Source organism: Nostoc sp. PCC 9305 (assembly GCF_963920915.1).
GTDB lineage: Bacteria > Cyanobacteriota > Cyanobacteriia > Cyanobacteriales > Nostocaceae > Nostoc.
Map to the genome: position 1 here is coordinate 33,954 of NZ_CAWUDN010000036.1, position 12,211 is coordinate 46,164.

Consider the following 12,211-nt stretch of genomic DNA (forward strand, 5'->3'; position numbering starts at 1 on the left):
AGATGATGCATTTAACTGACATTTAGGCTAGAAATTCTTAGCTGATGATGTAGCTAACTCACCGAATGTACTTTGTTATTATTCCCAATCGGTTACAATTTCTATCTGTAATATAGAAAATGAGAGTGTTTTTTATAACTTACTCAGAAAAAATGCTTCAGTTAATTTTTTAATAAATATTATTATTTAAGGTTGTGGCATTACTATCTTTACAGTTCAAAAACTCTTGGATGCGTTTAATAAAGTCTTCTAACTCTACGATTAAGTTACTAGAACCTCGACGCTCTTGCTTATAAGCTAGTTGTTCTAGTTTTTCTGCTGCCAGATGCATGGTTGTAACTCCCATATTGGCACTAGAACCTTTAATTTGATGACCTTGGAGTATTATTTGCTCAAAGTCATGAGCTGCGATCGCTATTTTAATTAACTCTAGACGAGGTTGAATATCCTCAACAAATATTTGCAGTAGTTCCAATTCAAATTCTGGGTTGTTTTCCGATAGTTGGTGTAAGCGTTCCCAATCAATTGGGAGGTTAACTGCACCGACATCTGTTGTAGAAACTGTTTGCTCTGTGGCAGTTGTTTCTTTTACCTCGAAGATCGCATTTCCCCAACGCTCTAGCGTCGCCGCCAAATTTTCTTTAATTACTGGCTTGCTCAAATAGTCATCCATTCCGGCATCTAGACACATTTGTTGGTCTTCTCTCATGGCATTAGCTGTCATTGCAATTACCACCGGACGATAACCACTAGCAAAGCAGCTTTCTTGCCAACGGTGAATTTCTTTTGTGGTTTCTAAACCATCGAGAACTGGCATTTGGCAATCCATCAGAATTAAATCGTAGGGAATTTTTTCTAATAGCTGCAAAACTTCTTTCCCATTCCCAGCAACATCAGCACTATAACCCAGGCTTTTGAGTTGCTTCAAAGCGACTTTCTGATTCACCAAATTATCTTCGGCTAAGAGAATTCTTAATTTGTGGGAGTTAGGAGGTGGAAGCTGCAAACTAGAAGAATAATAGTTGAGGTTGTTTTCAGAATTTTGCAGTTTTAAATCCTGACTTCTAACTTCTAACTCCTGAATTTTGACTTCAGACTCCTCTTGCATCTGTGTTCCTAAAATAGTCATAATGGTATCGAGGAGCCGCGATGGCTTAATAGGTTTGACTAAATAAGCCGCAAATCCTATTTTTAGCGCTCGTTGAATTTCATCGCGTTGATTAGTAGAGGTAAGCATAATTAAAGGTAGCCCAGCGATCGCTGAATTTGCTTTAATTTGTTCTCCTAAAGTCATGCCATCTATTTTTGGCATCTGCATATCAATCACAGCTATGTCATAGAATTTTTTTTGCTTGGCAGCTTCCTGAATAGCTTTGAGAGCAACACTAGCCGAGGCAACCTGATCCACCAGCATCCCCCAACGGGTAGCTTGATGGTAGATAATTTTGCGATTAGTAGCATTATCATCCACCACTAGCAAGCGGCGATTGACCAAAAGTTCGCGTTCGCCTTCTAAGGAAATAGAGTCAAGTTGCTTGGCAAAAGTTACTTCAAACCAAAACTTAGATCCTTTCCCCAAGCGACTTTCTACGCCCATTTCTCCTCCCATCAAGCTTACTAGTTGCTTGCAGATAGCTAATCCCAAACCTGTGCCGCCATATTTACGGGTGGTGGAAGCATCTACTTGGGTAAATGGCTTAAAGAGTTTGGATTGATCTTCAGGAGTAATGCCAAGACCGGTATCTAAGATCGCAAAATAGATGGTGGCTGTAGTCAGGGAAAGCGATCGCAATTCTGCTCGTAATACTACCTCTCCTTTGCTGGTGAACTTGATCGCATTGCTAATCAGGTTCATAAGAATTTGCCGCAGACGGCCAGCATCGCCTTGGAGGTGGGTAGGGACGTTGCTGTAAATTAATCCTGCAATTTCTAATCCCTTATGATGGGCAGAGGGAGCCAATAATTCCAACACCTCTTCTACACAGGTAGATAAGTTAAAATCTAGAGTTTCTAGTGCCATTTCCCCAGCCTCTAGTTTGGACAGATCCAAAATTTCGTTGATCAGGCTTAACAGAGCATCGCCACTAATGCGAATTGTCTCCATAAAATCCCGTTGCTCGGAATTTAGAGGAGTTTCTAGCATTAAGCCTGTCATGCCTAATACAGCATTCATCGGAGTCCGAATTTCATGGCTCATGTTGGCCAAAAAGGCACTTTTGGTTTGAGAAGCTAATTCAGCTTGGTGACGAGCAATTTCGAGTTCTCGTCGTTGTTGAGTTTCTGCATCTAACATTTGGGCTTGGGCTAAGGCAATACCTACTTGGTCAGCTATTTGCCGTAAAAGATGAGTTTCAAAGCTAGACCATTGGCGGGAACTGCCGCACTGATGGACAATCAGTAAACCGCAGAGTTCTTCTTTGACAAGAATGGGTATGACTAAATTACACTGGACTCCAAATTGTTGCAGTAATTCAAGATGGTTTTTTTGGACTTCTGCTATATCCAAGTCAGCAAGACCTAGATTCGGTTTTTGTCGGTACTGCTGTAAATAGTACTGCTGTATGTATTCAGCTAGAAAATAAGCATCGACTAGCTCTTTATCTTTAATTGCCAGCCAGCCAGAAATTACTGCCTCAACTATGGTAGCTCCAGAGCCATCTGCCAAAGGCTGATAAATCAAAACTCGGTCGCTATGGAGAATTTTTTGTACCTCGGTGACAGTGATTTGGAGAATTTCTTTGATTTGCAAAGACTGACGAATTTTGAGGGTGATTTCAGTAAATAGTTGCGATCGCAAGTTTTGACGTTGGAGTTGTTCTTCTGCCTGCTTGCGCTCAATAAACTGCCCTACTTGCTCGCCAATCAAATTCATGACTTTTGCCAAATCTGGGTCAGCTTGCTGGATTTCATGGCTAAAGCAGGTAATGACACCGATGATTTTTTTACCGCTACGAATCGGAAAACCGAAAGCTCCGTGCAGTTCTGCTTGGGCAGCCATTTGAGAGCGGATGAAACTCCGATCTTGAATGACATCAGCGATCCAAACAGGTTCAAGACTAGCCCAGACACGACCAGGCAGCCCAATTCCTGGTGTAAACGTAATCTGCCGACTGAGGATGTCAAACTCTTGCATCTCGAAGGAGATTTTATACCATGAATTTAGCAAAGACAGTAGATTTGCTCGCCGATCTAGCATCCAAAATTCACTTAAATCCCATCCCAAACTTTCGCAGATTCCTTGCAAGATTTGGGGCATGGCTTCATTAATTGTGGTTGACTCTGCCAAGACACGGGTTGTAACATACTCTGCTTTCAAATGCTGTTCAGTTCGTTGGCGTAAGCGAAGTTCCTCAAAGACATCGCTGATATCAATACCTGTAGCAACAATATATTCAACGTGCCCCTCATAGTCTTTCAAGGTGGTGTTAGTCCAGGCAATCAGCCGCCGGCTGCCATCCTTAGTTACCCAATAGTTTTCGTATTCTTTGGGCGCTTCACCAGATCGCAACTGCTCAAAAACTGCTTTAACCGGCTCTACCTGTTCAGGAAGTAGAAACAGGTTCCAGAAATGCCTTCCTTTCACCTCATCAAATGAGTAACCAGTAATTTGTTCGCAAGCTTGATTGAAGCGAACGATTTGCCCTTTTGGGTCAAGAACTATTACTAAAGCGCTGGTTGTATTAAGGACTGCTGAAATAAAACTGCGTTCTTGATTCAGTATTTCTTCTGTTAATTTCCGCTCTTTTCCTTCACAGTAAATAAAGTAGTAGACTATAGCCAGAATCAAAAAACTTAAACAAATAGCGATCGCCAGTGTCAAAACTGTGTTGTTAGCACTGGCTTTTGCAGCTTGTGACTGCTGTTGAAGTAACCCTCTATCCTGATTTTGTATCTCATGGACGATCTTGCGGATATCATCCATGAGATGTTTTCCTTGATTTGTCTGGATTACCTGCAACGCCGCCTCAAATCCCTGATTTTGACGCAGGTATATAGTCTGCTTGAGTATGGCAAGTTTTGCAGCTATCAGAGATTCAAGAGTTGTGAACTGCTTTTGTTGGTTAGGTTGATCTGCGATTAAATCTTTCAGTTCTACAATTTTGCGATCGATGTTTCCAATTACTGCTTGATAAGGTTCTAGATAACTTTCTTGTCCAGTAAGGATGTAACCGCGTTGTCCAGTCTCAGCATCCTTTATCTCGGACAGTAATTCTTCTAGTTTATTGATTTTCTCTTGGGTTTTTTGTACCTGATTATTATTATCAATCAATATGCGTGTATTTTGATAAGAAATCACACCAATCAAAACTAAAATTGCCGATGCTAACCCAAACCCTCCGGCTATCTTTTGAAAAAATTGTTTGCGTCCCTTCTGGGCTTGTTTGCGTGTATCACTTGCCAATACCAAACTTGCTAAAGTGCGCCGCATTTCTAGTTGTTTAATTACCTGGCGACCGAGAATTCGTAATGCTTCAAGTTGTTCTGGAGAGAGGTCTCTTGGTACACGATCGATTACACAAAGTGTTCCTAGTGCATATCCTTCAGGGTTAGTCAGCGGGACACCAGCATAAAACCGAATATTTGGGTCAGAAGTGACTAACGGGTTTGTCGCAAACCTTTCGTCTTCTGTGGCATTAGGTACAACAAAAACTTCAGGTTGCAGAATAGCATGGGCGCAGAATGCCAAATCGCGGGGTGTTTCCAGACCATCCAAACCAACTTTTGACTTGAACCACTGACGATTAGTATCAATTAAACTGATTAAGGCAATGGGAGTTCCACAAATATACGAGGCTAAACGGGTGAGGTCGTCAAAGGCTGCGTCTGAAGGAGTGTCGAGTATTTTATACTGCAAAAGAGATTCAATTCGCTGTGTTTCGTTATCAGGTAATGGTGCTTTCATTCTCCAGCCTTATACCATTTTGGATTTTAAAAACAGAATTCTGAATTTAGGAGTTAGGAGTTAGGAGTTAGGAGTTAGGAGTTAGGAGTTAGAAGTTAAAATTAAGAAGACTTTGATAGTCAAAGTTTATAATTTGAAGAAAATCAAAAAATCAAAAATATATAGCGCACTTGATTTTATATTCATTCTGAATTCTGACTCCTGTTAGCGGTAGCGGGGCGTTTAGCCCATTCTGACTCCTGAATTCTTTTTTGTTAAAATTTGACCCGCAACTGTCCTGTGAAGGAATTGCCACCGTAGGCGCTTCCGCCGGTTTCTTGATTGCGGACATTACTAAAGCTATAGCCCAAGTCTGCTTCTATACTGGGCGACAGTTTTACCGTACAGCGCGTTTGATAAGTATTGGCGTTGTCAAATTCTCCTTTAAGTCGCTGCCTTCCTAAGTTGGCAGCAAAGCGACAGCGTAAGAATTGAGCAATATCTCCCTCCCAAGCTACCTCACCGTTGTAAACTAAGAAATCTGGTGGAGAAAAATAACCACTTGTGCGTTCTAAATCGCGATCAAAACTCCAAGTGAATAAGTTAGCTGCCAAAGAAAATTGTCCGAACTTGCGCTCTAACCTACTAAAAGACTGCACCTCAGAATTACCATCGTTGTAATTACCCAAACGCAATGACGAAAATAAGCTGGTATTACGGTCAATCTGCCAGTATAAATCAGGCCCAAATCGCCAAGCAGTAATTTGATTGTCTAAAGTTCGAGCATTGGATTTAGAGGGCCCTTGTTCTAAATTACCTGATATTATTACTGCCGATAGCAATCGACCTGATGACGAAACTCGCGGCGGCGAAATGGGAGCATCCACCTTAACATTGAGATTGATCGCTGTGGGTAAACGATTGAACACATCGACTCCGGCTGCTGTTTGTAGAGTCAATTGTCCAATTTTGCCTTGCCATCCAACTTGCAAGGGAAAATTGGTAATTGATTCAACACCGCGTTGCTCAAAGAAGTTAAAACCTGTCTTGAAAAATATTTTATTGCCATTTCTCAATCGAAACTGAACTGTTGGTTCTAAGAAAAAATTAGTTTGACCAAAGTTGTCTGTCTCATAGTGATAGTCTGTATGAATACTTTCCAGAACTGCATCCGGCGTTTTTGCTTCGGTGGCAGTTGTTGGTGGGCTAGAATTCTGCTGTGGTGGTTCAGGTAGCGGTGGTGGTTCAGGTAGCGGTGGTGGTTTGGGTAGCGATGGTGGTAATCGCAAATCAGGATTGAAGTTTTCGGGTGCTGCCATCAAAATAGGTGTTGGCTTTAATCGATAGGGGAGTGGTTTTGAGTATTGCTCTGCTGACTCAGGATTTATTGTGGTGACTTGCTTGGTCAATTCTGAAGGTGATTTCCAGGTCTGATGTGCTTGGGCTGCTTGTAACTTAGCTTCTGATAATACCCAAATACCTACGCTACAGATTACTCCCAACTGAATCTGTAGGCATCCCAAAAGAAATACAGCGTACAAACTATATCGAGAAACAAAGAGATAAGGTCTAAAACTATATACCATCGGTTGATACTATATTTATAAATGAAAAACTTGCTGCCAAATAGTTTTCTGGCTGCTAGCTGATGTATTCGGACTGGGATTATGATGCCCATAATCGATGCTTGTTAAGACATAGGAAAGGCAAAAAGCGTAAAAGCGTTTATTTGGCGGGATATGAAAGTTCCCAGGTGCATGAAGTACATATTAAAACCTCACCCCCAATCCCCTCTTGTTATCAAGGGGTTGGGGGTGAGGTTAAGTTGTACCTCATTCTGATAGGAAACGCTATATTCGAGTCGATAGTTAGTGTGATTTTGACGAGATGCCAACAGTGATTTTCGAGTCTGCTGTTCCTATCTCAGAGTTTTCAGCATTGTCAACCTCAAGACTTCGGAGCAATTCTCGAATTACATCTGTTGCTGGTCTTCCTGTGAGAGTACAGTATTGTTCAAGTTTCTTCATTTCCTCAGTTGTGAGATTTACTGTCAGTCGTTTAACAGCCCATTTTTTCTTCATAATTTTTTTGGATCTTCAATATTTTGCTTTTTCTCGAAATCACCACGTTATTACGATTACTCCCGTAGTGCATAGCCTACACCACGGACTGTATGAATCAAACGTTTTTCATTATTTTCTTCTAACTTAAGTCGCAAATAACGAATATATACTTCAATAATATTAGAATCACCCATGAAATCGTAACCCCAAACTTTCTCTAAAATTTGATCTCTAGTAAATACTTGACGGGGATGTGAAAGGAGATATTCTAATAAGTCAAATTCTTTTGCTGTTAACTGAATGCTTCGTTTTTCCCGAAATACTTCACGAGTGCGCCTATTTAAGCTTAAATCTTCAAATTGCAACAAATCCTCGTCTGTTTCTTGCGTGCGCCGGAGATGAGCGCGAATTCTAGCTAATAGTTCCTCAATGCTGAATGGCTTAACTACATAATCATCGGCTCCTGCATCTAATCCGGCGACGCGATCGCTCACTTCATCTTTTGCTGTCAACAAAATCACTGGTACTGTACTGCCTGTTGTTCTCAAACGGCGACAAATTTCCAAACCTGTCAACCCTGGAAGCATCCAATCTAGAATCGCTAAATCTGGTGATGAGTCTCGCGCCAGAGTCAAGCCCGCGATGCCATCATGGGCGACACTTACCCGGTATCCTTCGCTATTAAGTTCTAATTCGACAAATCGCGCCAGTTTGACTTCATCTTCCACCAAAAGTATATGTGCTGTCATATTTTTGCTCCTAAAGCAGTTAATGTGAGAATAAAAGTGCTACCATAACCTGGCTTTGAAAGGATGGCAATTTTGCCTCCCATACCTTCGGTTAGGTGTTTCACAATCGATAAACCCAAATCTGCTTTGCCAGTTAAACGAGGGCTGCCTTTATTCTCACAGGAAACGGGGTGACTTCCAAATAGATTACCCGATGCTTAAATTTCTGGCATGAAATCACGCAAAATCATTTTCATCCTGGAATTCAGCAACGCCAAATTTCTCTGTCATCTGTACTATGTCTGCAATCAAATCAATAAACTGGGGATCTGAGTCTTTCAAATTTTACAAATCAGATAGAACTACTATATGTAGGTAAATTGATTGTAAACACACTCCCTTCTCCTAACTTTGATTCCACACTGACACTACCTCCCATACCTTCTACAAGAGTCTTAACAATCGATAAACCCAAACCACAACCCCCAGTATTATGAGAGCGAGATTCATCTACACGGTAAAATCTCTCAAATATCCGTGCTTGCTGTTGTAAAGGAATGCCATAACCTTTGTCACAAACTTGAATAATAGCCCGATCTTGAAGCTGGTTTAACTTAAAATTTATGGGTGAATCAGCGTCAGAATACTTAATGGCATTATCAATTAAATTTAATAACACTTGTTTAAAGCGACTATAATCTGCTTTGATCTCAATGGGATAAATTTCTGACTCGATTGTAATTGTGCGATCGCTATATTTTTTTGCCATCATGACAACTTCTTCAACCAAGTCATTCAGCACATAAGATTTCATTTGAAAATATAGGTATCCACTATCTGCACGTGCTAAATCAAGTAAATCTTGTAGCAGACGAATTGTGCGTTCAGCTTCCGATGCCGCAGTTTCTAAAGCTTCTTGTTGAGTTTGGGTTAAGTTATTCTGCCTTCGCAAGACGCTTTGTAAATATCCATGTACAATCGTTAAAGGTGTGCGTAATTCGTGAGAAACATTACTCACAAATTCTCGCTCTTGCTCCCATGATTGGGAAAGGCGCGATAACAGCATGGTTAAAGTTTGAGCTAATTCTTTAACTTCACTGGGTGCATTATCAAGATATAGCTGCGCTTGTCCTAAATCTTCAGCAGAAATCATAGAAGCCATTTGATTTAGCTGACGCAGAGGTTGCAGAGAACGCTTAATATAAAATGCGATCGCAGCAGTTAAAACAATAATTGCCAAAATACTAGTAATACCTAAACTCTGCACCATTACCACAAACATTCTCTGTTCGCGGGTAATATCCTTGACTACAAATAACTCACCCAATAACTTACCCTGCACTTGCACAGAACTACCACATAAAACAAAATAGCTTTGGTTCACTTTGTAAACTTGTGGTTTAATCGGCATCTTAGTCAGGGTCATTAACTCACCTACCGTAGTATCAGATAATAAATCCAAAGTGGTAGATTTTGCTATAATTTTATAATCGGGACTTTTTAGCCATAATAATGTGTTAGTACTTGCCAAATTATTAATAGCTTTTTGCAATCCAGTTTCAGGTCGCATCATTTCACTATAAATTTGCACATCTTGCGGCAAGCGCTTGGCAATTTTTTCTATATTATATTTATGACTATCAACTAAAATTTGCTGCATTTTCCAACTAGTCCATGTAGCAAAGCTACCTAATACTAAAGCTGAAAATGTTGCAATACCAACCGTGAGGCGTGACTGTAAGGAAAATGGATCTATATTTATCCCAACTTTTATGATTTGCTTCACTGTTCCGGTTGCGCTGAAGGTGTTTAATAAGGCTCGATCAATAAAAGAAGACTGCTGAATATCAAATTATTGTTAACCACTACATCTTTAGTTATAGCTGATTTGAACTTACCTCTGTTGCATACTTACAGGGAAAAGTGCAGCCATTACAAAAAGATTGCTAAACTTTTTATTTAATTGCCATCTCAAATCTGCGAATTATTGTCTAATAATAATCTAAATGCATTTACTAGTAATTAAATTAATTTCTGCTGAGAATTACCTTAAAATTTTTAATCCTCGAAATTGATTGCGAGGCAGGGTAGTAACAACAAGCCTTTTCACTCCTTAGAGAGAATTAGAATTAGATTTAGATGTTGTTATGTTAAAGCGATCGCGTCTTTATCCTTCTCTATTTCTGGTTCTTGATACTGTGCTTCATATTCACAAAATTGCTGGATTAATTTAACATCTTCCCCATGATTTACTTCGCTACCAGTTAGACTAAAAATTCTTTCTTTGAGAATTGAATCTTCGCCATTCCAAAGTGCGATCGCAAGTTGAAAATAAGCAGACGAGAGCGACACTATAGCGTGTCTATAAACTTTTGAGGATTACTTCAGCATTACGTCTTTCCTTTTCTGAAGGATGTTAATTTCTTAAAAATTCTTGACAAAATCGACTTTGTAGATAGAGCACGGTTCGGCGTATCAACTCGTTGTTGCCAACCAAGCACGTAAAACCTCTGCCACTGTCCACGCTTGGGCAATACATCCCCGTGGAGTCATCGGGGCATCACCATCAAAAATTTCGCTGAGACTGCCAACACCGTGCGCAGTCAGATGATTAGCCATTGGTTCCAAAAATTGACGAGCCTGCTCAGGATTTTTGTAGACGCGCAGGTGTGCTAACACAAACGGCCCCAACAACCAACCCCAAACGGTTCCCTGGTGGTAAGCTCCATCACGTTGATACTGATTGCCACCGTATTCTCCCTGATATTGAGGACGATCGGGGGAAAGCGATCGCAATCCATAAGAAGTCAGCAGCGATCGCCCGCAAGCTTCCACCACACCCCTTTGCTGGGTAGGTGTAAGCGGACTTTCTGGTAATGACACAGCAAATATTTGGTTAGGACGTAACGCCGCATCATCACCATCAGGACTGTCTAAAACGTCATAGCAATAACCAGTCTCGTCATTCCAGAAGCGAGAAAATCTATACTTGGCACGCTCTGCCATTGCCTCATATTCTTGGTGTGGTTTACCAAGTTGACGGGCAAACTTTGCCATTGTCCGTAAAGCATTATACCAGAGAGCATTAACTTCAATCGGTTTGCCAATTCGGGGTGTAACTACCCAATCGTCAACCTTGGCATCCATCCAGGTCAGTTGTACGCCTGCAACGCCGGCATAAAGTAAGCCATCGGCGGCATCAAGATGGATGTTGTAGCGTGTACCGCGACAGTGCCAATCAATGATGTCTGCAAGTATGGGAAAGAGTTCACCAAGCAAAGTATCATCATCTGTAGCGCTGTAGTAGGCGCGGACTGCTTCAAAGTACCAGAGAGTGGCATCGACTGTATTATATTCTGGTTGCTCACCCACATCGGGAAAGCGATTAGGTAACATTCCCTGGTCTACGTATCTGGCAAAAGTGCGAAGAATTGAGCGTGCTACCTCTGGACGACCAGTGGAAATTGTCAAACCAGGTAGACTAATCATCGTGTCGCGTCCCCAGTCGCTAAACCAGTGATAACCGGCGATGATGGTTTTGCCGTAGGGGTCTTCTGGTAATGAGCGATCGACAATAAACTGGTCAGCAGCTAGTACTAGATGGTCGATCCAGCTAGGTGATTCCTTAGTTTTCAGGGGTCGATTAGTTTTCCAAAATCCTGTTAACTTCTGCTCTTGAGCGCGACGTAACTTGAGTGCAGCTTCACCGTTGAGATTTGGTTGTTTTTCTGTGCTGGCTACAAAGGCGATCGCTTCCCCAGGATTCAGTGTAACTTCAAAGGTGGCGGCGTGGAGGTGGTCTTCTTTATCTCTCAATCCCCGATAGCGTTCAACTGCTAAGTCAAAACCATGATACCAATCGTGGACAACAGATACACTAGGGCGCGAAGCGTTGCGTAGCTTGCCGCCGTAGGCATCGCCTTTAGGTGAATCACTCAGTAGATATAGTGGTACAGCACCCGGATAAGCAGTTACACAAATCCCCTGTTCTACCTCCTCAACAGACATTTGCCAACCATTACTTTGAGTGTCGCTGTGATAATCGCGGTAGTTGACTATTGCTTTGAGCGTCAACTTTAGCGGTTGAGTGGCACGACGCAAAGTATATTGAACATAAGTTGTGTTCGCGCCTTGTTGCATCCACACCCGTTTTTCTAATAAGGCATCAGCAACAGCAAAAGACCATACAGGAATTGTACCTTCCAGAGAAAAACGTTCAATATTTTGATAACCTTGGGGACTGACAATACCATCAGCCCAACGATTGGTGTCTAGAGAATAAGAGCGAGCCTCCTGCGGAGGAGCTGGGCTAACGCCATACAATACAGTTTCATCTAGTTTTGCCAGCATTAAAGTGCGACCCAAAGGTGGTTTTAATGCTGCTACCAGTAGTCCGTGATAGCGGCGAGTCAACAAACCAGCCACAGTCCCAGAGGCGTAACCACCAATACCGTTAGTAACTAACCACTCCCGCGATTCTGCAATGTCAAGATTGCCGCAGATTTCCCGCCCAAATTCTATACACATAAGTCACGCCA

At 41.6% G+C, this 12,211-nt stretch carries 7 protein-coding genes and 1 pseudogene; all 8 read right to left on the bottom strand.

All coding sequences use genetic code 11. The features are described from left to right. Positions 1-169: 169 nt before the first annotated feature. Positions 170-4,903 (bottom strand): response regulator, encoded by a 4,734-nt coding sequence (locus ACM0OX_RS15480; RefSeq protein WP_414515883.1) that lies wholly within the window; start codon positions 4,901-4,903, stop codon positions 170-172. A 254-nt stretch (positions 4,904-5,157) separates the two neighbouring features. Next, on the bottom strand, positions 5,158-6,468 hold the full coding sequence (locus ACM0OX_RS15485) for a hypothetical protein (RefSeq protein ID WP_414515885.1): 1,311 nt from the start codon (positions 6,466-6,468) through the stop codon (positions 5,158-5,160). 282 nt (positions 6,469-6,750) lie between these two features. Then, positions 6,751-6,963, bottom strand: a complete 213-nt coding sequence (locus ACM0OX_RS15490; RefSeq protein ID WP_414515887.1) for a CopG family transcriptional regulator — start codon at positions 6,961-6,963, stop codon at positions 6,751-6,753. Positions 6,964-7,019: 56 nt separating this feature from the next. Next, positions 7,020-7,694, bottom strand: a complete 675-nt coding sequence (locus ACM0OX_RS15495) for a response regulator transcription factor (protein ID WP_094351405.1) — start codon at positions 7,692-7,694, stop codon at positions 7,020-7,022. Then, positions 7,691-7,819 (bottom strand): annotated as a pseudogene (locus tag ACM0OX_RS15500) (ATP-binding protein); the annotation flags it as partial. The gene ACM0OX_RS15495 and the pseudogene ACM0OX_RS15500, both read right to left, overlap by 4 nt. Positions 7,820-8,025: 206 nt before the next feature. Then, entirely contained in the window at positions 8,026-9,459 is a 1,434-nt protein-coding gene (locus tag ACM0OX_RS15505) for a sensor histidine kinase (RefSeq protein WP_414515890.1), read from the bottom strand. A 359-nt stretch (positions 9,460-9,818) separates the two neighbouring features. Further along, positions 9,819-10,025, bottom strand: a complete 207-nt coding sequence (locus tag ACM0OX_RS15510; protein ID WP_414515892.1) for a hypothetical protein — start codon at positions 10,023-10,025, stop codon at positions 9,819-9,821. Positions 10,026-10,148: 123 nt separating this feature from the next. Next, complete coding sequence (locus tag ACM0OX_RS15515) at positions 10,149-12,200, bottom strand: amylo-alpha-1,6-glucosidase (protein WP_414515894.1); 2,052 nt, start codon at positions 12,198-12,200, stop codon at positions 10,149-10,151. Positions 12,201-12,211: the final 11 nt, after the last annotated feature.